The sequence below is a fragment of the Actinoallomurus oryzae genome, assembly GCF_039541955.1.
GTDB lineage: Bacteria > Actinomycetota > Actinomycetes > Streptosporangiales > Streptosporangiaceae > Actinoallomurus > Actinoallomurus oryzae.
Genome location: NZ_BAABHF010000064.1, coordinates 36,081 through 59,956 on the forward strand (window position 1 = coordinate 36,081; position 23,876 = coordinate 59,956).

Sequence of the window (23,876 nt, forward strand, 5' to 3'; positions counted from 1 at the left end):
CCGATGCGAACGATCGATGAGCTCGGTGACGTCCGCGGCAAGCGGGTCCTGGTCCGCTCGGACCTGAACGTCCCGCTCGCCGACGGCGTGATCGGCGACGACGGCCGCATCCGCGCCAGCGTGCCCACCATCAACGAGCTCGCGGAGAAGGGCGCACGCGTCATCGTGTGCGCCCATCTCGGGCGACCGAAGGGAAAGCCGCAGCCGGAGTTCTCGCTGAAGCCGGTCGCGGCCCGCCTGGGCGAGCTGCTCGGCCGCGAGGTCCGCTTCGCCGACGACACGGTGGGTGAGTCCGCCAAGGCCACGGCCGAGGCGCTCGCCGACGGCGAGGTCGCCCTGCTGGAGAACCTCCGCTTCAACGCGGGGGAGACCAGCAAGGACGACGCCGAGCGCGGCGCGTTCGCCGACGCCCTGGCCGGTCTCGCCGAGCTGTACGTCGGCGACGGCTTCGGCGCGGTGCACCGCAAGCACGCCAGCGTCTACGACGTGCCGCAGCGGCTCCCGCACGCGGCCGGCGGGCTGGTCGCCGCCGAGGTCGAGGTGCTCAAGCAGCTCACCGAGGACCCCAAGCGCCCGTACGCCGTGGTCCTCGGCGGCGCGAAGGTCTCCGACAAGCTCGGCGTGATCGCCAACCTGCTCGGCAAGGTCGACCGCCTCCTCATCGGCGGTGGCATGGCCTACACCTTCCTGAAGGCCCAGGGCCACGAGGTCGGCAACTCCCTCCTGCAGGAGGACCAGCTCGACCAGGTCAGCGGCTTCCTCAAGGAGGCCGAGCAGCGTGGTGTCGAGCTCGTGCTGCCGGTCGACGTGCTGGCCGCGACCGAGTTCGCCGCCGACGCGCCGCACGAGGCCGTCGACGCGACCGCGATCCCGGCCGACCGTGAGGGCCTCGACATCGGCCCCCGCACGCGCGAGCTGTTCGCGAGCAAGCTCGCCGACGCGGCGACGGTGTTCTGGAACGGCCCGATGGGCGTGTTCGAGTTCGACGCCTTCTCCGGCGGCACCCGGGCGGTGGCCGAGGCCCTGATCGCCGCGGGCGCGTTCACCGTCGTCGGCGGCGGCGACTCGGCGGCGGCCGTACGCAAGCTGGGTCTGCCCGAAGACGGGTTCTCGCACATCTCGACCGGCGGCGGCGCGAGCCTCGAGTACCTCGAAGGCAAGACGCTGCCCGGCCTGGCCGCTCTGGAGGACTGACCGTGGCGCCGAAGAGTGCCGTCGGCGAGGGGGGCCGCAAGCCCCTCATCGCCGGCAACTGGAAGATGAACCTCAACCACCTCGAGGCGATCGCGCACGTCCAGAAGCTGGCGTTCGGCCTCAAGGAGGCCGACTACGAGGCGGCCGACGTCGCGGTGCTCCCGCCGTTCACCGACATCCGCAGCGTGCAGACGCTGGTGGACGCCGACCGGCTGGTGCTCAAGTACGGCGCCCAGGACATCTCGGCGCACGAGAAGGGCGCCTACACCGGCGAGGTGTCGGGCGCGATGCTCGCCAAGCTCGGCTGCACCTATGTGCTCGCCGGGCACTCCGAGCGCCGTGAGTACCACCGCGAGGACGACGCGCTCGTCAACGCGAAGGTGAAGGCGGCGTTCAAGCACGAGCTGACGCCGATCCTGTGCGTCGGGGAGGGTCTGGAGATCCGCCAGGCGGCCGAGCACCTGTCGCACACGCTCGGCCAGCTCGACGGCGCGTTGGAGAAGGTGCCCGCGGACCAGGCCCGGCAGATTGTCATCGCCTACGAGCCGGTCTGGGCCATCGGTACCGGTGAGGTCGCCACTCCCGACGACGCGCAGGAGGTGTGCGGCGCGATCCGTACACGCCTCGCCGAGTTGTACAGTGGAGATCTCGCCGATCAGGTGCGCATCCTCTACGGCGGTTCCGTCAAGGGTGACAACATCGCCGGCATCATGGCGCAGTCCGACATCGACGGAGCACTCGTCGGAGGCGCGAGCCTCGATGCCGGTGAGTTCATCAAGATCTGCCGGTTCCGTGAGCGGCTCGCCTGATCTTCGTCACCGGACTGGGCGTTTCTGCTGAGACAGGCGGGGGTAGTGACGTACCCTCGGAACGGATGACCTGAATACGCGACTATTCCCCGCGCCCGGCGGGGTTAATCACGAAAGCGCTGAACTGCTGTGATCATCGGAACTTCCATCGTCCTCATCATCACGAGCGCGCTGATGGTGTTGCTCGTCCTCCTCCACAAGGGCAAGGGCGGTGGCCTGTCGGATCTGTTCGGTGGCGGTATCAGCTCATCGCTGGGCGGGTCGTCCGTGGTCGAGCGCAACCTCGACCGGCTCACGATCGGCACGGGCATCATCTGGTTCCTGTCGATCATCGCCCTGGGCCTGCTGTTCGCACACGGCCACCACGGCTGATCCGCGGCACAGGCATACCGGCCAGGCAGTGTTGACGGCCGTCGCGTCCTCGTCGCGACGGCAGGAATAACGAGGAGTACTCCGTGGGTAGTGGCAACGCCATTCGGGGCAGCCGCGTCGGTGCCGGCCCGATGGGAGAGGCCGAGCGCGGTGAAGCGGCACCCCGGGTGTGGGTGACGTTCTACTGCGCGAACCGGCACGAATCCCGGCCGAGCTTCGCGACCGACGTCGCCGTACCGGACCAGTGGGACTGCCCCCGCTGCGGTTTCCCCGCCGGCAAGGACCCCCAGAACCCCCCTGCGCCCCCGCGCAACGAGCCGTACAAGACGCACCTCGCGTACGTGAAGGAGCGGCGCAGCGACGCCGACGGTGAGGCCATCCTCGAGGAGGCCCTCACCAAGCTCCGCAACGAGCGGGCCGCCATCCAGGCCGCCATGGAGCGCGCCCGCAACTAGGCATGGCCGCGACGGCCCGGTGCACGCCTCGTGCGTCCACCGGGCCGTCGCCGTTGATGCCTGTCCCACCGCCAGGCACCGCGCCGGCCTCTAGTGTGGGGGCGTGAGCCGGTGGACCTGTCCGGAGTGCGACCGCGAGTTCGGGCGTGCCGGGCAGTCGCACGTGTGCGTGCCCGGCTGCACGGTCGATGAGTGCTTCGCCCCGTGGCCCGAGAGCTACCGGGAGATCTACGACCGGGTGGTCGATCACCTTGCCACGCTGGGACCCGTCCACGCCGACGCGGTCGGGGTCGGGGTCTTCCTCAAGAGCGACCGCAAGCTCGCCGAGGTACGCCCCAAGGCCCGGTCGCTCAACCTCTGGCTGTTCCTGCCGCGCCCGGTCGAGCACCCGCGGATCGCGCGCCGCCTGCCCGTCTCCGGCGACCGTACGATGCACGTCCTGAAGTTGCTGGACCCCGCCGACGTCGACGACCAGGTCTGTGCCTGGCTCGGCGAGTCCTTCGACGCCGCCACTGACTGATCCGCGGGCGGCTACCATGGGTGGCCTCGCGACTGGCGCGTCGAGGTGGAGTTCACCACCGGGGAGCGAAGCAGTCCGGCACCGCGCGCCTGGGTGTCTGGAGCCGCAAGGAGGCTTCATGCACCAGCCACGTCTGTCCCATCTCACCGACGCCGATCCGGCCGTCGCCGAGCTCATCGAGGCCGAGGCGACGCGCCAGCACGACAAGATCCGGCTGATCGCGTCGGAGAACTACGTCTCGCCCGCCGTGCTGGAGGCCACCGGCTCGGTCCTGACCAACAAGTACTCCGAGGGCTATCCGGGCAAGCGCTACTACGAGGGCCAGCAGGTCATCGACCCGGTGGAGGAGCTGGCCCAGGAGCGCGCCCGTGTGCTGTTCGGCGTCCCGCACGCCAACGTCCAGCCGTACTCCGGCTCGCCCGCCAACCTCGCGGTGCACCTGGCGTTCATGGAGCCCGGCGACACCTTCCTGTCGCTGGAGCTCGCCCACGGCGGTCACCTGACCCACGGGTCGCCGGTGTCGATCTCCGGCAAGTGGCTGCGTCCCGTGCACTACGGGGTCGGCCGCACCACCGGGCGGGTCGACATGGACGAGGTACGCGACCTCGCGCGCAAGGAACGCCCGAAGGTCATCTTCTGTGGCGGCACGGCGATCCCGCGCACGATCGACTTCCCCGCGTTCGCCGAGATCGCCCGGGAGACCGGAGCCGTTCTCGTCGCCGACATCGCGCACATCGCGGGTCTGGTCGCCGGGGGAGCGCACCCGTCCCCGGCCGGCCACGCCGACGTGATCACCACGACGACCCACAAGACCCTGCGCGGCCCGCGCGGCGCGATGATCATGACGACCGAGGAGCACGCCACCGCGATCGACAAGGCGATCTTCCCCGGGCTGCAGGGCGGCCCGCACAACCACACGACCGCGGCGATCGCCGTGGCGCTGGGCGAGGCCGCCCGGCCGGAGTTCCGCACCTACGCCCAGCAGGTCGTCGCGAACGCCAAGGCCCTCGCGGCCGCGCTGACGGCCCGCGGCTTCGACCTCGTCTCCGGCGGCACCGACAACCACCTGATCCTCATCGACCTGACCGCCAAGAACATCGCCGGCAAGCCGGCGGCCAAGGCGCTCGACCTCGCCGGCATCGAGCTCAACTTCAACACGGTGCCCTTCGACCCGCGCAAGCCGTGGAGCCCGTCGGGCATCCGCCTCGGCACGGCGGCGATCACCACCCGTGGCCTCACCGAGGAGCACATGACCTCCGTCGCCGAGTGGATCGACCGCGCGGTCACGGCGGCGGAGGACGGACCCGCGCTCGAGAAGATCGCGGGCGAGGTCCAGGACCTGCTGAACGGCTTCCCGATGCCAGGATGGGCGCCCGCCCGCTGACACGGCGACGCCGGCGCGGGCGGGCCCGGCGGGTCCCGCCCGCGCGAACGGCCGGGGCTCTCAAGGCCGTATGAGGCAAGACCCCGCGCGTCCCTGGGTGGATGACGGATGATGTCGGCGTGTCCCGACATGACGCCCGTACCGCACCCTCCCCGGCGAAGGGACACGCGAGTCCGTACGCGACCGGCGGTGGCGGGACGGTGCTGGAGCACGCCTACGGTGCGCTCCTGCTCGCCGCGTTGCTCCAGCGGAGTCCGGTACGCGGCCTCGGCGACGACGTCACCCCGGTCGCCGTGGAGTTCCAGCAGGGGGCCGACCACGCGGTCGACGACCTTCTCGTGGTCGGGGAGTGCCCCACCGGGACCAGACGGCTTTCGATCGGGGTCCGCCGCGCCCCGACGGTCGGCGCCGGCAGCTCCGCGTTCGTCGGCCTGCTGGCCGACTACCTGCGCCTGCTCGTGCGCCGGTACGACGACATCGACGCCGACCGCTGGCGGCTGGGCCTCGCCGTCGCCGCACCGCACCCCGCGTCGGCGGAGGTGGCGACGCTGGCGTGGATCGCCCGCCGGCAGCGTTCCGACGAGCGGTTCCGTGCGGCCGTGGCCGCGCCGCGTGCGACGACGGGCAAGGTCCGGCAGCGGCTGCGCGGCCTCGACGCGGCGGTCGCGGCGGCGGCCACCGAGGCCGGGATCCACGCCCGAGGCCCCGGAGAGCTGACCTGGCCGCTGCTCCGCGCACTCCGGATCATCCACCTGTCCCTCGAAGGCGACGATCCCGCCGACCGCTCCCGCGTCGTCACCGACCTCATACGCGTCACCGGCGACGCCACGTCGGCCACCGACCTTGTGGCGGCAGCTTCTCGAGCTGTCGGCGGGCTACGCCCAGGCCGCCGCGACGGTCGACCGCCGTCTGCTCCTCCGCGACCTCGGCACCCGGATCGGCCGGGGCGCCGCCGGCGGCCGGGAGGCGGAACCGGCCGCCGTCCTGGTGGCCGAGGCCGACCCGCGGCGGCTCGGCGTGCACGCCTCGATCCGCGTCGACGGCGGCGACCTGCCGTCCTATGTCCCGCGCGATGTCGACGACGGCGAGAAGGGCGTCCGTGCGCTGGTGACCAAGGCGGCCGGCCAGGGCGGATTCGTGCTGCTCGCCGGGGGTTCCTCGGCCGGCAAGACCCGCTGCGCCTACGAAGCCGTCCGCGCCGTGTGCCCGGACTGGTACCTGGTCCATCCGTCCGGCCCGGCGGAGGCCGCCGGGCCGGCCGCCCGTCCGCCTCGCCGCACGGTTGTGTGGCTGGATGAGATCCAGCGCTACCTCGGCGAGCAGGGGCTGACGGGTGCCGTCGTACGCGGGCTGCTGGACGCGCCGTCGCCGGTCGTGATCATCGGGACGATCCGGGCGGACTCCTACCTGGAGTTCACCAGGCCGCCGGCCGCCGGCGGCTCCGATCGCCACGCTCACGAGCGCGACGTTCTCGGCCTGGCCGAGGTCGTCCACGTCGGAGACGAGTTCAGTGCGGCCGAGCGGAGCCGTGCCGAGGCCGTCGCCGGCACCGACCTGCTTCTCGCCACGGCTCTCTACACCGACGGCCACGGGGTCACGCAGAACCTCGTGGCGGCGCCGCGGCTCGTCCGGCAATGGGAGATCGCCAGGGCGGCGCACCCGTACGCCTGGGCGATACTCTCGGCCGCCGTCGACCTACGGACGCTGGGAGCGGAGTCTCCCCTGCCGGAAGCGCTGCTGCGCGATGCCGCTCCGGGCTACTGCACGGAACGGCAGCGGGCCGAGGCCCCCGCCGACTGGTTCGAACGCGGCCTCGCGTACGCGACCCGGGAGCTGGGCGGTGCCGCCGCCGCGCTGTCGCCCGTCGGCGGCCCGGAGATGGGGCACACGGCCGGATACAAGATCGCTGACTACCTGTGGGAGAACGTGGGGCCGACACGCGGCGCGCGGCGCGTCCCGGCCGGCGTCTGGGACGCCGCCCTGGCCCACCTGGAGAACCCCGGCGACGTGTTCCGGGTGGCGCGGAGCGCGAGCGCGCGGATGCTGTACCGGTACGCGATACCCCTGTACCGGCGTGCGGCCGACGCCGGTGATCTTCGAGCCGCGGAGGCATGGGCCGTCCACACCGGCGATCCCGCCGGGCTGGCCCGCCTGCGGGCCCGCGTCGACACGGAGGAGGCGCCCTTCGACGACTTCCGGCGAGCCGCCGGGCCCGCCTCAGACCTAGCGGAGGCGTTCATACGGCTCGGCAGGCCGGATCGGCTCCGTGCGCTGCACCGCCGGGCCGCGGGATCCGGCCACGGCTGGGAGCTGGGCGAGCGGTTCGCTCAGATGCTGGCCGACCGCGGCGCCGTCGACGAGCTCCGGGCGCTCGCGGACCGGGGCGATGACTCCGCCGCCCGGTGGCTCGCGAACCTCCTCGCCCGGCGGCGCGACCCCGGCGAGCTGCGTGCGCGTGCCCGGATCGAGACCGGCGTCGTCCACCCCGTCGCGGCGTCGTATGGTCGCCAGACGGCCGCGCGCGAGCGGCTGACGGAGTACCTGATACGCCGTGGCGAGCTCGGGGAGGTGGCGAGAAGAGCGGATGGGCTCGCCGCCGCGCGGCTGTTCAAGGTGCTCCGCGCCCGCGGTGATGTGCCCGGGATGCGGCGTCTCTGCGATGAGCACGGCGGCCGGTTCGCGGAGGAACTGGCCGAGGTGCTCGCTCATCGGGACGACGGCGAAGGGTTGCTGTCGCTGGCCGCGAACGCGTCGGGGTCGTTTCTCCTCGGACTGGCGATGGTGCTGCGGGACCGCGGCGTCATCGACGAGCTCCGGGCCTTCTCCGCGTACGACGAGAACGGCCCGGGCTGGCTGCCCGACATCCTCGCCGACCGCGGTGAGTCGGCCGCGCTCGCGGAGTACGCGGCCGAGAGCGTATGGGGTGTCTTCGCGCTCTCGACCGTGCTCGGATGCCGTGGTGACCTGGCCGGGCTCCGCGCGCTCGCCGACGGGGACATCGACGAGCTGGGGGAGCCCCGGCTGCACGACTTCCTGCTCCATCGCGGTGCCTTCGACGAACTGGAGTCCAGGGCTCGTGCCGGCGACACCACGGCCGCCCGCCGGCTGGCGTACGCGTTCGCCGACCGCGGTGACGTCGACCGGGCGCTGCGCCTTCTGCGGGACCACGGCGACACGTACGACGCGCGGATCACCCGGGAAGACCTGGCCGTCGACCTCGACCGGCTCACCGCCGAGGCCGACGACGGCGACGACGAGGCCGCCGGCCGGCTGGCGACCGCCCTGGTGCGGCGCGGAGAGTTCGACCGGCTGAGAGACCGTGCCGACGGCGGCGACGAGACCGCCTCCCGCCACCTCGCCGACGCCCTCGTCGACCGCGACGAACTCGACGGATTGCGTTCCCTGGCCGACGGAGGCCATCGGTACGCCGCCGAGCGGCTCGCCGACGTCCTGGTCCACCGAGGCCGGACCGACGAACTCGCCGCCCGCGCCGACGACGGCGATCCGGTGGCGGCCCGGCGGCTCTTCGAATGCCTGGTCAACCGCCGTGACCTGGACGCGCTGCGCCGTCGCGCGGAGGCCGGAGACGCCATGGCGGGAGAGCGCCTGAGCAGGATGGCCGCCGCTCGCGGCGACATCGACCGGCTACGCGCGGAGGCCGGACGCGACCTCCGCGCGGCGGAGCGGCTGGCCAAGGTCCTCGCCGACCGCGGCGAGATCGACGAGCTGGAGGCGCTCGTCGACGGCGGCGGCTACCTGTTGCGGGATCGGCTGGCCGGGCTCCTGGCTGACCGCGGTGAGATCGACCGGCTGCGTGCCCGCGCCACCGCCGGCGACCCGTACGCGCAGGAGGTCCTCGCCGAGGTCCTCGCCGACCGTGGTGACATCGACGAACTGCGTGCCCGCGTCGCGCGGGACCCGGGCGAACACCTGGCCGCCCAGTGCCTGGCCGAGCTGCTCGTCCAGCGAGAACGCCTCGCCGAGGCCCAGCGGATCCTGCTGGAACAGGTCTCCCTCGGCAACCGGCGCGCCGCCCAGTGGCTGCCGGAGCTGCTGGTCCGGCGCGGGCGGCACGAGGAGGCGCGGCGGCTCGCGCGCTACGGGCTCGACACCGACGGGTCCATCGCCGCTCCGCCAGAAGCCCGATGACGCGTCAGGGGGGGATCGCCGCGGCGCCCTAGGAGGCCGGGCCGGGGTCCCAGGAGGGCGGCGCCTCGCCGTCCGGGACGCCGACGCGGAACACGCGCAGCTGCAAGGCGAGCGCGGAGTAGTAGCCGACGAGGGTGACGAGCTCCACCACGGCGGCCCGGCCGAGCGACGCCGTCGCCTCGGCGAACATCGGGGCGGACAGGTCGCCGTCGGCGGCGAGCGCGCGGGCCGTCTCGTGGACGATCCGCTCCCGCGCGTCGGCCAGGACCGGGTCCGCGCCGGTCCGCAGGGCGGTCAGCTCGTCCTCGGTTAGTCCCGCCCGGCGGCCGATGCGCTCGTGTGCGTACCACTCGTAGTCCGAGCGGAGCCGCGCCGCGACGACGAGCGTCGCGATCTCCCGTTCGCGCTTGGTGAAGCTCGTACGGAACCGCAGCGCGGCGCCCAGCTCCTGGAGCGGGTCGCCGACGGCCGGGCTGTAGAGCATGGCGTTGAACGGGCCGAGCAGCCGCCCCTCCTCGTCGACGAACGAGAACACGTTCGCCGGCCGGGGGCCGCCGACGATCGCCTGGTAGACGTCGCGCTGCTCGTCGCTCAGATCGTCCGGATGCAGGGAGGGAAGGCGCGGCTCGTCGATCACGGACAGCACCGTATCGTGGCGCGGCACGGCCGATCCGCGTACGGCGCAGTGACGGGGGAGGCGGGGGCCGGACTATCGTCGAGGGCGGAACCTTCCGGCCGGATGAGAGGGATGGTCACCATGACAGTGCCGTCGTTTCCGCCCGAGTTCCCCTGGGAGCCGTCGCGACCGGAGCCCCGGCGCGATCCCCTCGACCTGCCCCAGCGAGGTCCGCAGACCGGGCCGAGCGCCGCCGACCTGCTGTTCGACCGGCGCATCGTGCTGGCGAACGGCCGGATCGACGGTGACCTCGCGACCGACCTGTCCGCGCGGTTGATCATGCTCGACGGCAGTGGCGACGGGCCGATCGCCCTGCACCTGCGCGCCCCGGACGCCGACCTGGAGGCCGCGTTCGCGGTGGCCGACACGATGGGCGTCCTGTCCTGCCCGGTGAACGTCGTGGTGATCGGCCAGGCGGGCGGGCCCGCCCTGCTGATCCTGGCCGCCGGCCGCAGCCGCGAGATGACGCCGCACGCGACCCTCCTGCTGACCGAGCCGGGCACCGAGACCGGCGGCGCGGCCTCCGACGTCGCGATCCACGAGGAGGAGTACCGGCGGAAGGTCGACGCGTACTACATCCGGCTCGCCGAGGTCACCGGCCGTGAGGTGGACGAGATCCGCGACGACGCGCGGGAGGGCCGCATGTTCACCGCCGAGCAGGCGCGGGAGTACGGCCTCATCCAGGCGATCGCCGGCCATCGCCCCTGATCACGGCCGAAGCGGCACGAGGAGGTCACGACTTCAGCAGGGCGCAGTCGCCGCACAGGCCACCGCCGGGGACGCGGTAGTACAGGCAGCAGCTCCGCCGCCGGAAGCCCTGGGACCCGAGGTCACCCGTGCCGCGCAGCGGCGGTGTCTCCAGCAGTTCCCGTACGAGCCCGGCGCCCGGTGCCGAACTCCCCGGACGCGCGCCGGCCAGCACGGTGAGCGCTCCCGCCAGCGCCGACGCGGCGTTGCCCCACAGCAGGCCCTCCGCGACCGGGGTCACCGCGCGGAGCGCGGCCACCAGCGGGCCCAGGTGGCGGTCGATCACGACCCGGTGCACGGCGGAGGCGTCCGCGGCGAGCCCGGCCACCTCGGGCGCCGCCAGCAGCACCGGGCCCGGCGAGGCCGCGCGCCAGTACGTGCGGGCCGGGTCCAGGTCGGGGACCACGCCGTGCTCCACCGCCGTCGCCAGCACCGGCGACCACAGCCGCCCCGCGATCCCCTGGAACAGCAGCGAGGCCGCGACGCGCTCCTCGCCGGTGCCCAGCCGCGCGCGTGCGGCGGCGATCTGGTCCGGCAGGGCGCGCCCCGCCAGCTCGGTGAACGGCCGCCAGAGCGGATGCCCGGCGATGCCGGGGTCGGTGTCGAGGGCGAAGAACGGACCGATCCGCGCCACGTCGGCGAGCGCCGCCGTGAGTTCTGGCCGGTGCTTCATCACCGCCCGAGCCTGCCGGTTACGGCCCGGCCGGTCAATTCTGGGACGATTGAGGCGTGATCTACGACCATCCCCAGGCGTACGAGCTGGCGTGTTCCTTCCGTGACGTCGGTGCCGAGGTGGACGCCCTGCTCGCGTGGGCGGGTCCGGTGCGTACGGTGCTGGAGCTGGCCGCGGGCCCGGCCGAGCACGCGCGGGAGTTCGCCCGCCGGGGCGTCGCGGCCACCGCCCTGGACCTGAGCCCGGCGATGTGCGCGTACGCGCGCTCGCGGGGAGAGGGCCTGCCGCTGGAGGTGGTGGAGGCCGACATGACCGGGTTCCGGCTCGGCCGCCGGTTCGACCTGGTCGTCACCATGCTCGACTCGACCGCGCACCTCATGACGCTGGACGCCTTCGTGGCGTACCTGTCCCACGTCCGCGAGCACCTGGCCGACGACGGGCTGGCGGTCATCGAGATGAGCCACCCGGCCGACCGGCTCAGTGAGACCCCGCGCGTGTCCAACGCCTGGACGGTCGGCAAGGACGGCGTGAGCGCGCACATTCGCTGGGGCGAGCCCGGCGACGAGCTGGATCCGATCACCCAGGTCGTCAATGACCGGGTGACCATCGCGATCGACGGCGGTGAGGTGATCCAGGGCGTCGTGCCCTACCGCTTCTGGACCGCGACCGAGCTCCAGGCCGCCATCCGCCTCGCGGGCGGCCTCACCGTCGTGGCCCAGTACGGCGACTTCGACGCCGGGGTGTCGCTGGACTCCCCGGACGCCTGGCGCATGATCACTCTCCTGCGCCGCTAGGGCCGGTCGCGAAAGTGCCCTGTGGGAGCCGTGGACCGACCACGATCCGCCGGATGGACGGCTGCATTACCGTGCGCACAACCGGTCCAGTGCCGACTGGCTCTCGTCATCCGCGGCGCGGAAGATCACCATGCGCTGATCCGGATCTTGAAGCGGCGCAAGCACTTCGAACTGCACCGCGATCTCACCGACGTCAGGATGCCGCATCACCTTGTGCCCGCGGCCGTTGACCTTGATGTCCCGCTCGGCCCACAGCCGCGCGAATTCCTCGTCACGAGTGATGAATTCGGCGATGAGGTCGGTCAACGCGCGATCCTCCGGATGCGCGGCCCACGCGGTGCGCAGGTGGGCGATCCCCTCCCGCAGGACGCGTTCCCGGTCGACGTAGAAATCGCGTATCTCCGGATGTATCAGGCACAGCCACATCGCATTGCGCCGCGACGGAGGCAGGGTGTCGAAATCCAGTAGCAGCCTCGTCATCTCGTGGTTCCAGGCCAGGATGTCGAAGCGGTGGTTCATCAGCATGGCCGGCAGCGGCGACAGGTCGGCGACCAGCCGGGCCAGCGCCGGCGCTGCGGTGGTGGCGGGCTCGTCGGCATTGCGGGGGCGCTGCTGGGCCAGGTTGAAGAGGTAGGCGCGTTCGACGGGGGCCAGGCGCAGCGCCCGGGCCAGCGCCTCGACCACGTCCGCTGAGGGCCGCAGCCCGCGCCCCTGTTCGAGCCGCACGATGTAGTCGGTGCTGACCCCGGCCAGTTCGGCGACCTCTTCGCGGCGCAGTCCCGGGGTCCGCCGGGCCTGCCGACGTGATGGCAGACCGAGCTCGCGCGGGTCGAGCCGTTCGCGCCGGGTCCGCAGAAACGCGGCCAGCTCCTGTGTTGTGTCCACGACGTGGGTCATCACGCGTCTCAACAGCCGGGGTAGGACTGGTGTTCCCAGGAATTTCCTTCCCTTACCCCCGGCTCGTGGCGGTCACAGCCTTGTTCTCGACAACGGATCACGGGCACAGGAGGACACGATGTCGCTCACCCTCGACACCTACCGGCTGCTGGGCCGCTCCGGGCTGCGAGTCTCGCCGCTGGCGCTGGGCGCGGCGACCTTCGGCACCGATTGGGGCTGGGGCGCCGAGCAGGACGAGGCACGCAAGCTGTTCGACGCCTACGTCGAGCGAGGCGGAAACTTCATCGACACCGCCAACACCTACACGAATGGCAGCTCCGAGCGCCTGCTGGGCGAATTCGCCCGCCGCGAGCGCGAAAGCCTGGTGCTGGCCACGAAATACACGACGCTGCGCCGGCCCGGCGACCCGAACTCCGGGGGCGGCCACCGCAAGAGCCTGTTCGCCTCGGTAGAAGCGAGTCTGCGACAGCTCAATACGGACTACATCGATCTGCTCTATCTGCACGTGTGGGATTTCACGACACCGGTCGAGGAGATCCTGCGCGGCATGGACGATCTGGTCCGGCAGGGCAAGCTCCTGTACGTGGCGATCTGCAACGCCCCGGCCTGGCAGGTGTCGCGCATGCAGGCGATCGCCGACCTGCGCGGCTGGTCGCCGCTGGTCGCCCTGCAGATCGAGTACAACCTGATCGAGCGCACCGGGGAACGCGACCTGATCCCCATGGCACGCGAGATGGGGCTGGGCGTGGTCCCGTACTCACCGTTGGCCGGTGGGCTGCTCACCGGCAAGTACGGCCGCGATGACCTGACCGCGACGAACGTCGTGTCCGGCGACAGCAACCGCAAGAGCTTCAACCTCGCTCTGGGCATGGTCACCGAACGCAATCTGGCCATTGCCGATGTCGTGAAGGAGGTCGCCACGGAGATGGGCCGCACACCCGCCCAGGTCGGGCTGGCCTGGACCCTGCGGAACCCGGGCGTGACGGCACCGATCATCGGCGCCCGCACCCCCGCGCAGCTGGAGGACAATCTGGGCGCCCTGGAGGTCGACTTCACCGCCGCGCAACTGGCCCGCCTCGACGAGGCCAGCGCGATCGAACTCGGGTTCCCGCACGACATGCTCGCCAGTGACCACATCCGCAATGTGACCGCAGGTGACCTGACGATCGAAACTCGCCACTGATCCCGATCGAGCGCCCGGGGCGGCAACCGCCTCAAGCGCCAACCGTGCTGGTCGCAGTCCGCAACGAACGGCTGTGACCAGCACGTTCACAACGGACCCTAGCGCAGCTTCCCGGCGGCGGCCCGGTCGAACACGAACAGCGTCCGGGCGCGGCCCCGGGCGCCGGCGGCCGGCACCTGAGCCGGGTCGGCGTCGGACAGGGCCAGCCGCGCGGCATCGGCCTTCGACTCGCCTGCGGCGAGGATCCACACCTCCTGGGCGGTGCGGAGTGCCGGGAGAGACAGGCTCAAACGGGTGGGCGGTGGCTTCGGCGCCCCATGAACGGCCACGACCGCGCCGCTCTCCCGCAGCGCGGGCATGGCCGGGAACAGCGACGCCACATGCGCGTCGGGGCCCAGGCCGAGCATGAGGACGTCGAAGGACGGCACCTCGCCGTGCCCCGCCGCCCTGCGCAGTTCCTCGGCGTACCGCTCGGCGGCCTCCTCCGGGCTGAGCCCCGAGTCGGAGGCGGGCATCGGGTGCACGCGGCGCTCGTCCACGTCGACGTGGTCGAGCAGGGCCGCGCGCGCCCCGGTCTCGTTCCGCTCCTCGTGCCCCGAGGGCAGGTAACGCTCGTCGCCCCACCAGATGTCCAGGTTGCGCCAGTCGACGGCGTCGCGGGCCGGAGCGGCGGCCACCGCGGCCAGGACGGCGGTGCCCACGCCGCCTCCGGTGAGGACGACGTGGGCACCGCCGCCCGCGGACTGCACGTCCACGAGCCGCGTCACCAGCCGCGCGGCGGCGGCCTTGGCGAGCAGGTCCTGGTCCCGATGGACGATGACGGACGGCACGGTCACGACTTCTTCGCCTTCGGCTTCGCGGCGCTCTTGGCGGCGGGGGCCGCAGGAGCGGGCTGCGCGGACGCCGCCTCCAGGCCCTTGGCGAACCGCTGGACCGCCTCGTGATAGACCTCGTCGGGGTCGAGACGCCGCAGTTCCTCGGCGAGCAGCTCGGAGGTCGAGCGCCGGTGCAGCGCGACCTGACGGTCGGGCTGGTCGGACCGCGAGAGCGTCGCGACCCGGCCGTCCGGGCGGGTGACCGCGATCTCGCCGTTCTTGGTGGAGAGGCGCACCGCCGTGATGCCCGGCCCGCGCGACTCGGAGATCTCCGCCGAGATGCCGAGGCGAACCGACAGCCAGCCGCCGAGCAGCGCCGCGCTCGGGCTGCCGGAGTCGGCCTCGATGCGGGCCCCCGTGACGTCATCGTGCGGCTGGTCAAGAGCCGCGGCGAGCAGTGAACGCCACGGCGTGACGCGTGCCCACGCGAAGTCGGTGTCGCCGGGCAGGTAGCCGCCGGCCAGTCGCTTGAGCGTGCCGAGCGGGTCGGTGCCGCGCGTCGAGTCGGTCACGCGGCGCTGGGCGAGCGCGCCGAGGGCCTCGGCGCCCGGCTTGACCGGCGCCTCGCCCGGCCACCAGGTGACCACGGGCGTGTCGGGCACCAGCAGCGGCAGCACGACGGAGTCGGCGTGCTCGGCGAGCTGCCCGTACATCCGCAGCAGCACGGTCTCGCCCGGACCGCTCTCACCGACGCGGACCTCGGCGTCGACGCGGGACTCGGCCTCCCGGCCACGGGCGATCACCCCGAGGATGCGGCAGGGATGCTCGCGCGCCACCTCCGTCGCGGCGCGGATCGCGTCGTACTGGGCCGCCTCGTCGGTCACGACGATCAACGTCAGTACCTTGCCGGTGGCCGGGCCGCCCATCCGGTGGCGGGTCGCGGTCAGCGCGTCCTGGATCTTACGAGTGCTGGTGTTCGCCAGATCGATGATCATCCTTAGAGTCGCCTCCACGCTCGGCCGTCGCGGGCCATCATCTCGTCGGCCGCCTTGGGCCCCCAGCTACCCGAGGGGTAGGACTCCGGAGCGCCGTGCTTGTCCCAGTACTCCTCGACCGGGTCGAGGATCCGCCACGACAGCTCGACCTCCTCCTGGCGGGGGAACAGCGGCGGATCGCCGATCAGCACGTCCAGCAGCAGCCGTTCGTACGCCTCGGGGGAGGACTCGGTGAAGGACTCGCCGTAGTCGAAGTCCATGTTGACGTCGCGGACCTCCATCGAGGTGCCCGGCACCTTCGAGCCGAACCGCAGCGTCACGCCCTCGTCCGGCTGGACCCTGATGACCAGGGCGTTCTGTCCCAGCTCCTCGGTGTCGGTCTGCGCGAACGGCAGGTGCGGCGCGCGCTGGAACATCAGCGCCACCTCGGTGGCGCGCCGGGCCAGGCGCTTGCCGGTGCGCAGGTAGAACGGCACGCCCGCCCAGCGGCGTGTGTCGATGTCGAGACGCATCGCGGCGTACGTGTCGGTGCGCGAGCCCGGCGAGATGCCCTCCTCCTCGCGGAAGCCGGGCACCTTCACGCCGCCCTGCCAGCCCGCGGCGTACTGGCCGCGTACGGAGTAGGTGTCCAGGTCGGCCGGCAGGCGTACCGCGGACAGGATCTTGGCCTTCTCCGCGCGTACGGACTCGGCCTCGAAGGAGACCGGTTCCTCCATCGCGGTCAGCGCGAGGAGCTGGAGCAGGTGGTTCTGGATCACGTCGCGGGCGGCGCCGATGCCGTCGAAGTAGCCGGCCCGGCCGCCGATGCCGATGTCCTCGGCCATCGTGATCTGCACGTGGTCGACGTAGGAGCGGTTCCAGATCGGCTCGTAGAGCGTGTTGGCGAAGCGCAGCGCCAGGATGTTCTGGACCGTCTCCTTGCCGAGGTAGTGGTCGATGCGGAAGATCGACTCCTCGGGGAAGACCTCGTGCAGGATCTCGTTGAGCTCACGCGCGCTGGCCAGGTCGTGGCCGAACGGCTTCTCGATGACGACGCGCCGCCAGGAGCCCTCCGACGGCTTGGACAGCCCACTGCGCTGGAGCTGCTTGACGACGTCCTGGAAGAACTTCGGCGGGATCGACAGGTAGAACGCGTAGTTGCCGCCTGTGCCCCGCTTGACGTCCAGCTCCTTGACCGCCGTCGCCAGCTGTTCGAACGCCGCGTCGTCGTCGAAGGTGCCCGGCACGAAGTGGATGCCCTCGCTGAGCTGGTTCCAGACCTCCTCGCGGAAGGGCGTTCGCGCGTGTTCCTTGACCGCGTCGTGCGCGAGCTGGCGGAAGTCCTGGTGCTCCCAGTCGCGGCGGGCGAAACCGACCACGGCGAAACCCGGCGGCAGCAGGCCGCGGTTGGCCAGGTCGTAGATCGCCGGCAGCAGCTTCTTGCGCGCCAGGTCCCCGGTGACCCCGAACAGCACGAGCACACATGGCCCGGCCACGCGTGGCAGACGCTTGTCGCGGGGATCGCGGAGCGGGTTGAGGATGTTCTCGATCCGCGTCATCTGCCATCTCCGTCCTGCGTTGCTGTTCCGGTGGGCCGACTGATGCCCGACATCCCCGTCCTCCCTGGGCAGTGACGCGCCCGGCGGACCAGGCGCTCTGGCCGCGGGCCTCGCCGCGCGGCGATCGTGTGTCTCCGGTCATCGGCGAGCCGATGACCACTATCCCGAACCATCACGTCGTGCGCGATCTTCCCCCGTCGGAGGAATGTACGCCGCCGTGGGCGCCGGCCCTCCGCATTGTTCCATTTTCTGGCACACGCCATATCACCCGACATGGCATGTCCTCTCCGATCGTTTCAGTTGATAGGGGTCCGTGGGGCCGAACGTGGCGTAAACACCGGGAAAACTGGATCATGTCGCATGAGCCCGCAGCGCTCGCTTCAACCGTTGAGCGCGGCCTCCAGTCTCGCCAGCCCGGCCGCCCGGTCCCGCAGGTGCAGGCGCACGACCGTGTGTTCTCGCGACCGCAGCGCCCGCAGATCGGCGAAGGCCTGAGCGAGCTGCAGCGTGCCGAGGGAGTACGGCCGGCCCGGTACGTCGACGTCGGTGGTGACCGCCCCGGTGATCTGCAGGAACAGGCCCGTACGCGGCCCGTCCTTGTACGCCTGGCCGGTCGAGTGCAGCAGCCGCGGCGCCAGGCCGAACGCCACCTGGGCGTCGCGGTCGTGGGCGGCCCGGCGGGCGAACGGCGGCCGTATCCCGGCCGTGTCGTCGGCCGTGTCGAGATAGGCCATCACCGCGATGTAACCGCCGGACGGGGCGGCGTGGGTGAACGCGTCGAGCACGTCGCGCAGGTCCTTGGCGCCCTCCAGCATGTCGCCGGTGGCGTGCACCTCCACCTCGCCGTCCACCAGGACCGGCTCACACCCGATCACGACCGGGCGCGTGCCGTCCTCCGCGCCGCGCAGCAGGCCCGCCAGGGCCTCCTCGGACTCGTGGACCGCCGGCCGGTCGAACGGGCTGACGCCGATCACCCGGCAGGCCACCGCGGCGGCGTACTCCCACAGCAGGAACAGCGCGCCCAGCGGCCCGGACACGGCCAGGTCGGCGCCTTCGGCGGGCTCGCCGAGCACCAGCCGCCGCACGCCACGGGTGGTGCCGAAGCCCGGCGCGGCCGGGCCCTCCACGACGACCGGCACGACGCCCCTGCCGTTCTTGCCGGTCGACTCGGCGACCAGTTGCTCGACCCAGCGGTCCAGGCCCGCCGGGCCCGAGCCGTCATCGGCGATCAGCAGCCGGTCCCGCCCGTTCGCCGTCGCGGTCCCCAGCGTCGCGCCCAGCACCAGGCCGGGATTGTCGTAGGTGAGCAGCAGCGAGGGGATGAGGGCCTCGGCCTCGTCCAGCAGCCGGCGTACGTCGGCCCCGCACAGCGCCGCCGGCACCAGGCCGTAGGCGCTCAGCGCGCCGAAGCAGCCGTCCACCTCCGGGTCGGCGGCGACGAACGTGTGGCCGGAGGTCTCCAGGGGCGAACCCGGCGGCCCCACGGCCACGATGCGTCCGGCCGGGTCGACGCCCGCGTCGCGGAACGCGCGTTCGAACACGCGCCGGACCCCGTCGGTCTCGACCGTCTCCGCGCCGGACAGGACCAGCAGCGTACGGTCGAGCGGACCCCGGGTCGCGCGCCGGACCTGGTGCGGGTCGACCGTGTCGAGCAGGGTCAGGCTCCGGCCCTGGGCGCGGGCGATCACCTCGGCGGCCAGGCAGGCGCCGCCCGTGCCGGCGAGGACGACGTGATCCAGGCCGGCGAAACGCTCGGTGAGCTCGTCGAGGCGGGGGAGCAGCCGGCGCGAGCGATCGGGCGCGTGTACCCACCCGAGCCGTCCGGCCGCCTTCTCCGTGGCCTCGGGCCCCCACAGGCTGGCGTTGCCGCCCATGAGGGCGGCCGGAACGCCGTCGGCGGCCAGCCGCCCGAGGACGCCGTCGGTCTCCCCGACCGCGTCGCCCCGGACGGTCACCGACACGTCGCCACCGGTCACGCGCAGCGTCACGAGGCCTCCTTCGCCGGCCCCGTGACGAAGACGCCGTGCCGGATGGTTCTCTCGCTCACAGTGCCTCCCGGTTCACCCCGTACCCGGGCTGGTACTGCCCGTTCCCGGCCAGACTTACCCTGCCTTGGCCTCCAGTTCACCCTTGACCGTGTCGAGGAGCTCCTTCCAGGAGGCCGCGAACTTCTCCACGCCCTCCTCCTCGAGGACGCGGACGACGTCGTCGTAGTCGACGCCGGCCTCCTTGAGCGCGGCCAGGTGCTGCCGGGCCTCGTCGTACCGGCCCTGGATCGTGTTGCCGGAGATCCGGCCGTGGTCGGCGGTCGCGTCCAGTGTCGCCTCCGGCATCGTGTTGACCTCCTGGGGCGCCACGAGCTCGTCGACGTACATGGTGTCGGGGTAGTCGGGGTTCTTCACGCCGGTCGAGGCCCACAGAGGACGCTGCGGGCGTGCGCCCGCGTCCTTGAGCGCCGTCCAGCGGTCGGTGCCGAACTTCTCCTCGAACAGCGCGTACGCCAGGTGGGCGTTGGCGATGCCGGCCTTGCCCTTCAGCTCGGTCTCGCCGAGCTTGTCCAGGCGCTTGTCGATCTCGGTGTCGACGCGGCTGACGAAGAACGACGCCACGGACTCGATCTTGGACAGGTCGTGGCCGTTCGCCCGAGCCTTCTCCAGCCCCGCGAAGAAGGCGTCGATGACCTGGCCGTACCGCTCCAGCGAGAAGATCAGCGTGACGTTCACGCTGATGCCCTGCGCCAGCGTGTCGGTGATCGCCGGCAGCCCGGCGAGCGTCGCGGGGATCTTGATAAAGGTGTTCGGCCGGTCGACCAGCCACCACAGCGCCTTGGCCTCGGCGACGGTCTTCTCGGTCTCGTTCGCGAGGCGCGGGTCGACCTCGATGGACACGCGCCCGTCGACGCCGTCACTGCGGTCGTAGACCGGCCGCAGGACGTCGGCCGCCCACCGGATGTCGTACGTCGTGATGGCCCGGACGGCCTCCTCGACATCGACACCGCGGACCGCCAGGTCACGGACCTGCTCGTCATAGGACGAGCCCTTGCTGAGCGCCTTGGCGAAGATCGTCGGGTTGGACGTCACGCCGACGACGTACTTCTCCTTGATCAGCTGGGCGAGGTTGCCGCTCTGCAGACGCTCGCGGCTGATGTCGTCGAGCCAGATGGACACGCCCTCATCGGAGAGCGCCTTCAGGATGTCAGTCATCTCTCTCCTCAGTTCCCGGTCGTCGAGCCATGGCCGGCCGCGTTCACCTTCGCGAGGCTGGCACGCGCCGCGGCCACGACCCGGTCGGCCGTGAAGCCGAACTGCTGGAACAACGTCTTGTAGTCGGCCGACGCGCCGAAGTGCTCCAGGCTCACGCTCTCGCCCGCGTCGCCGACGTAGGTGCGCCACCCGAGGGCCACGCCGGCCTCCACGGACACGCGCGCGCGCACCGCGGGAGGCAGCACCTGCTGCTTGTAGGCCTCGTCCTGCGCCTCGAACCACTCCACCGACGGCATGGAGACGACCCGCGTCGGCGTGCCCTCGCCCTCGAGGACCTCACGGGCCTCCACCGCGATCTGCACCTCGCTGCCGGTGGCGATCAGGATGACGTCCGGTTGCCCGTTCGAGGCGTCGGCCAGGACGTACGCGCCCTTGGCGGCGCCCTCGGCCGAGCCGAACTGCGAGCGGTCGAACGTCGGAACCTTCTGCCGCGTGAGCGCCAGGCCCGCCGGACGGTGGGGGTTCTCGAGGATGGTCCGCCAGGCGACGGCCGTCTCGTTGGCGTCCGCCGGCCGGACGATGTCGAGGCCGGGGATCGCGCGCAGGGCCCACAGGTGCTCGACCGGCTGGTGGGTCGGGCCGTCCTCGCCGAGGCCGATCGAGTCGTGTGTCCACACGTAGGTGACGGGCAGCTTCATCAGGGCGGCCAGCCGCACGGACGGGCGCATGTAGTCGCTGAAGACCAGGAACGTGCCGCCGTAGGGGCGGGTGCCGTTGTGCAGGGCGATGCCGTTCATGATCGCGCCCATGCCGTGCTCACGGATGCCGAAGTGCAGCGTGCGGCCGTAGCGGTTTCCGGGGTAGTCCTTGGTCTGGTACTCCTCCGGGATGAAGGACGGCTCGCCCTTCATCGTCGTGTTGTTGCTGCCCGCCAGGTCGGCCGAGCCGCCCCACAGCTCCGGCAGCACCGGGCCGATCGCGGCGAGGATCTCGCCGGAGGCGGCACGGGTCGCGACGGCCTTGCCCGCCTCGAACTCCGGCAGCTTGGCGGTCCAGCCGTCCGGAAGCCGGCGGACGCTGATGCGGTCGTACTCCGACGCGCGCTCGGGATTGCCCGCACGCCAGGTCTCGTAGGCCTTGTTCCACTCGGCGTGCGCCTCGCGGCCGCGCTGGACCACCTCGCGGGCGTGCTCGAGGGCGTCCTCGGGCACGTCGAAGGTCTTGTCCGGGTTCTGGCCGAGCACCCGCTTGGTCGCGGCGACCTCCTCGGCGCCGAGGGCGGCGCCGTGGGCCTTGCCGGTGTTCTGCAGATTGGGCGCGGGCCAGCCGATGATGGTGCGCAGCGAGATCAGCGACGGGCGGCCGAGCTCGGCCTTGGCGGCCTGCAGCGCGCGGTAGAGGGCCTCGGGGTCCTCCTTGTAGCCGTCCTCGGAGGTCCAGTCGACCTTCTGGACGTGCCAGCCGTACGCCTCGTAGCGCGCGGCGACGTCCTCGGACTTGGCGATCTGCGTGTCGTCCTCGATCGAGATCTGGTTGTCGTCGTAGATGACGATGAGGTTGCCGAGCTTCTGGTGACCGGCCAGGGAGCTGACCTCGTGGCTGATGCCCTCTTCGATGTCGCCGTCGGAGGCGATCGCGTAGATGTAGTGGTCGAACGGGCTGTCGCCGAACGACGGCTCCGGGTCGAACAGCCCGCGCTCGCGCCGCGCCGCCATCGCCATGCCGACGGCGTTGCCCAGGCCCTGGCCCAGGGGGCCCGTCGTGGTCTCGACCCCGATGGTGTGACCGTGCTCGGGGTGGCCCGGCGTCAGGCTGCCCCACTTGCGCAGGCCCTTGAGGTCATCGAGGGTGAGCCCGTAGCCGGACAGGTACAGCTGGATGTAGAGCGTCAGGCTGCTGTGCCCCGCGGACAGCACGAACCGGTCGCGGCCGGCCCAGTCCGGGTCGGTGGGGTCGTGGCGCATCACCCGCTGGAACAACAGGTAGGCGGCCGGTGCCAGGCTCATCGCGGTCCCTGGGTGGCCCGAGCCGGCCTCCTCGACGGCGTCCATGGCGAGCCCGCGGACCGTGTCCACGGCCCGCCGGTCGAGCTCGGTCCAGGTGAAGGTGTTGTCGGAATCCGTACTCACGAGACGCTCCAGGCTCCTCTCGGCTACGTGCAATGCCCCCGTGGCCCGCCCCCCGCGGGCGGAAAAGCGCGCCTCGATCCGGGGAGCACCTTGATCAGGCCACTCCTCGGGCCCTCAGCGAGCCTATCGCCCGGAGGACTTTTGCCGGGCGCGGGAGCCTATGTGTCGTTTAACGTCGTGGCGCGTACGGCACTTCCCTGGATCCCGGCCGGGAATCATCGGCCCGTACGCGTGTCCGCCCACCCCGATGACGGGGTGGGCCACCCCCGGGACTACAGTGATGTCGCGGCCGTGGCCGGTTGAGTGATAAGGCCCGGGTACCCAGCAAAGCGGCGGTAAAGATTCGAGGATTCGTCATAGTGCCCCTTCATGTCGAGAACACGCCCGTGGACGTCCCGTGACGGTGGTCATCAACCGTCCCGTGCGGACGCCCGCGCCCGTGGGTCCCGGCCGCCGCCCGCTCGGCGCGCTCGTCCGCGCCTACGTGGCGCTCACGAAACCGCGGATCATCGAACTCCTGCTGATCACGACCCTGCCGGTCATGTTCCTCGCGGCCGGCGGTCTGCCGCCGCTGTGGCCGGTGATCGCCACGCTGGCGGGCGGCATGCTGTCGGCGGGCAGCGCCAACGCGCTCAACTGCTACATCGACCGCGACATCGACGCCAAGATGCGCCGCACGCGCCGCAGGCCGCTGCCCATGGTGCAGGTCACGCCGCGCGAGACGCTGGTGTTCGGCGTCGCGCTGGCCGTCGCCTCGACGCTGTTCCTCGGGCTGGCCCTCAACTGGCTCGCCGCCGGCATGTCGGTGTTCGCGATCTGCTTCTACGTCTTCGTCTACTCGCTGCTGCTCAAGCGCCGCACCACGCAGAACGTCGTGTGGGGCGGCATCGCCGGCTGCATGCCGGTCATGATCGGCTGGTCGGCGCTGACCGGACGCCTCGCGTGGACGCCGCTCGTGCTGTTCCTCGTGGTGTTCTTCTGGACGCCGCCGCACACGTGGACGCTCGCGATGCGCTACCGCGACGACTACGCCGCCGCGAACGTCCCGATGCTGCCGGTGGTGGCCACCGAGCGCCGTGTGGCGATCGAGGTCATCGTCTACACCTGGGTCACCGTGGCGTGCTCGCTGGCGCTGTGGCCGGTGGCGCACACGACGATCTTCTACCCGGTCGTGGCCGTCGTGCTCGGCGCCGTCTCGCTCCTGGAGGCCTACCGTCTCCTCGGGCGGGTCCGCCGGGGCATCACCGGCGCGGTGCTCAAGCCGATGCGTTACTTTCACCTGTCCAACGCGTACCTGGCGCTGCTGTTCCTGGCCGTCGCGATCGACCCGTTGCTCCACTGAG

Annotated in this window: 20 protein-coding genes and 1 riboswitch; of the genes, 11 read left to right on the forward strand and 9 right to left on the reverse strand. The window is 71.9% G+C overall.

Annotation, left to right across the window (positions count from 1 at the left end; translation table 11 throughout):
* The first annotated feature begins 3 nt into the window (after positions 1-3).
* From ABEA10_RS47510 to ABEA10_RS47540, 7 genes are all read left to right on the forward strand, one after another.
* Positions 4-1,194, forward strand: coding sequence for a phosphoglycerate kinase (locus ABEA10_RS47510; RefSeq protein WP_345475299.1), 1,191 nt, complete (start codon positions 4-6; stop codon positions 1,192-1,194).
* Between the two features lie 2 nt (positions 1,195-1,196).
* Positions 1,197-2,003 carry a triose-phosphate isomerase gene (gene tpiA / locus ABEA10_RS47515; protein WP_345475300.1) on the forward strand — a complete coding sequence of 269 codons (807 nt, stop codon included), beginning with the start codon at positions 1,197-1,199 and terminating at the stop codon, positions 2,001-2,003.
* A 129-nt stretch (positions 2,004-2,132) separates the two neighbouring features.
* Positions 2,133-2,375: a preprotein translocase subunit SecG gene (gene secG, locus ABEA10_RS47520; RefSeq protein ID WP_285584091.1), complete on the forward strand. Its 243-nt coding sequence runs from the start codon at positions 2,133-2,135 to the stop codon at positions 2,373-2,375.
* An 83-nt stretch (positions 2,376-2,458) separates the two neighbouring features.
* A complete protein-coding gene (locus ABEA10_RS47525) occupies positions 2,459-2,830 on the forward strand; it encodes an RNA polymerase-binding protein RbpA (protein ID WP_285584093.1) in 372 nt (123 codons plus the stop codon).
* Positions 2,831-2,933: 103 nt separating this feature from the next.
* Entirely contained in the window at positions 2,934-3,350 is a 417-nt protein-coding gene (locus ABEA10_RS47530) for a DUF5655 domain-containing protein (protein ID WP_345475301.1), read from the forward strand.
* A gap of 18 nt (positions 3,351-3,368) precedes the next feature.
* Positions 3,369-3,452, forward strand: a riboswitch (ZMP/ZTP riboswitch).
* 16 nt (positions 3,453-3,468) lie between these two features.
* Positions 3,469-4,734 carry a serine hydroxymethyltransferase gene (locus tag ABEA10_RS47535; protein ID WP_345475302.1) on the forward strand — a complete coding sequence of 422 codons (1,266 nt, stop codon included), beginning with the start codon at positions 3,469-3,471 and terminating at the stop codon, positions 4,732-4,734.
* Between the two features lie 843 nt (positions 4,735-5,577).
* On the forward strand, positions 5,578-8,883 hold the full coding sequence (locus ABEA10_RS47540) for a hypothetical protein (protein ID WP_345475303.1): 3,306 nt from the start codon (positions 5,578-5,580) through the stop codon (positions 8,881-8,883).
* Between the two features lie 28 nt (positions 8,884-8,911).
* On the opposite strand, the gene ABEA10_RS47545 is transcribed toward ABEA10_RS47540, so the two are convergent.
* A complete protein-coding gene (locus tag ABEA10_RS47545; protein ID WP_345475304.1) occupies positions 8,912-9,547 on the reverse strand; it encodes a carboxymuconolactone decarboxylase family protein in 636 nt (211 codons plus the stop codon).
* Positions 9,548-9,640: 93 nt separating this feature from the next.
* Here ABEA10_RS47545 and ABEA10_RS47550 point away from each other — a divergent pair, with 93 nt between their 5' ends.
* Complete coding sequence (locus tag ABEA10_RS47550) at positions 9,641-10,267, forward strand: ATP-dependent Clp protease proteolytic subunit (protein ID WP_345475305.1); 627 nt, start codon at positions 9,641-9,643, stop codon at positions 10,265-10,267.
* 25 nt (positions 10,268-10,292) lie between these two features.
* Here ABEA10_RS47550 and ABEA10_RS47555 read toward each other — a convergent pair whose 3' ends face one another.
* The gene (locus ABEA10_RS47555; RefSeq protein WP_345475306.1) at positions 10,293-10,979 is read right to left on the reverse strand and encodes a (2Fe-2S)-binding protein; all 687 of its coding nucleotides are present in this window, start codon (positions 10,977-10,979) and stop codon (positions 10,293-10,295) included.
* A gap of 56 nt (positions 10,980-11,035) precedes the next feature.
* Here ABEA10_RS47555 and ABEA10_RS47560 point away from each other — a divergent pair, with 56 nt between their 5' ends.
* Positions 11,036-11,773: a class I SAM-dependent methyltransferase gene (locus tag ABEA10_RS47560; RefSeq protein WP_345475307.1), complete on the forward strand. Its 738-nt coding sequence runs from the start codon at positions 11,036-11,038 to the stop codon at positions 11,771-11,773.
* 66 nt (positions 11,774-11,839) lie between these two features.
* On the opposite strand, the gene ABEA10_RS47565 is transcribed toward ABEA10_RS47560, so the two are convergent.
* Positions 11,840-12,670: a helix-turn-helix transcriptional regulator gene (locus ABEA10_RS47565; protein ID WP_345475308.1), complete on the reverse strand. Its 831-nt coding sequence runs from the start codon at positions 12,668-12,670 to the stop codon at positions 11,840-11,842.
* 118 nt (positions 12,671-12,788) lie between these two features.
* On the opposite strand from ABEA10_RS47565, the gene ABEA10_RS47570 reads away from it, so the two are divergent.
* Complete coding sequence (locus ABEA10_RS47570) at positions 12,789-13,853, forward strand: aldo/keto reductase (protein ID WP_345475309.1); 1,065 nt, start codon at positions 12,789-12,791, stop codon at positions 13,851-13,853.
* 98 nt (positions 13,854-13,951) lie between these two features.
* Here ABEA10_RS47570 and pgl read toward each other — a convergent pair whose 3' ends face one another.
* The 6 genes from pgl to tkt form a co-directional block, all read right to left on the reverse strand.
* Positions 13,952-14,689, reverse strand: a complete 738-nt coding sequence (pgl, locus tag ABEA10_RS47575; protein ID WP_345475310.1) for a 6-phosphogluconolactonase — start codon at positions 14,687-14,689, stop codon at positions 13,952-13,954.
* On the reverse strand, positions 14,686-15,663 hold the full coding sequence (locus tag ABEA10_RS47580) for a glucose-6-phosphate dehydrogenase assembly protein OpcA (protein WP_345475311.1): 978 nt from the start codon (positions 15,661-15,663) through the stop codon (positions 14,686-14,688). Before ABEA10_RS47580 ends, pgl begins: the two co-directional genes overlap by 4 nt.
* 2 nt (positions 15,664-15,665) lie before the next feature.
* The gene (gene zwf / locus ABEA10_RS47585) at positions 15,666-17,201 is read right to left on the reverse strand and encodes a glucose-6-phosphate dehydrogenase (RefSeq protein ID WP_345475312.1); all 1,536 of its coding nucleotides are present in this window, start codon (positions 17,199-17,201) and stop codon (positions 15,666-15,668) included.
* A gap of 380 nt (positions 17,202-17,581) precedes the next feature.
* Positions 17,582-19,189: a glucose-6-phosphate isomerase gene (locus tag ABEA10_RS47590; protein ID WP_345475313.1), complete on the reverse strand. Its 1,608-nt coding sequence runs from the start codon at positions 19,187-19,189 to the stop codon at positions 17,582-17,584.
* Between the two features lie 114 nt (positions 19,190-19,303).
* Positions 19,304-20,404, reverse strand: a complete 1,101-nt coding sequence (gene tal / locus ABEA10_RS47595) for a transaldolase (RefSeq protein WP_345475314.1) — start codon at positions 20,402-20,404, stop codon at positions 19,304-19,306.
* An 8-nt stretch (positions 20,405-20,412) separates the two neighbouring features.
* Complete coding sequence (gene tkt, locus ABEA10_RS47600) at positions 20,413-22,533, reverse strand: transketolase (protein WP_345475315.1); 2,121 nt, start codon at positions 22,531-22,533, stop codon at positions 20,413-20,415.
* Between the two features lie 397 nt (positions 22,534-22,930).
* On the opposite strand from tkt, the gene ABEA10_RS47605 reads away from it, so the two are divergent.
* Positions 22,931-23,875 (forward strand): heme o synthase, encoded by a 945-nt coding sequence (locus ABEA10_RS47605; protein ID WP_425551060.1) that lies wholly within the window; start codon positions 22,931-22,933, stop codon positions 23,873-23,875.
* Position 23,876 lies beyond the last annotated feature (1 nt).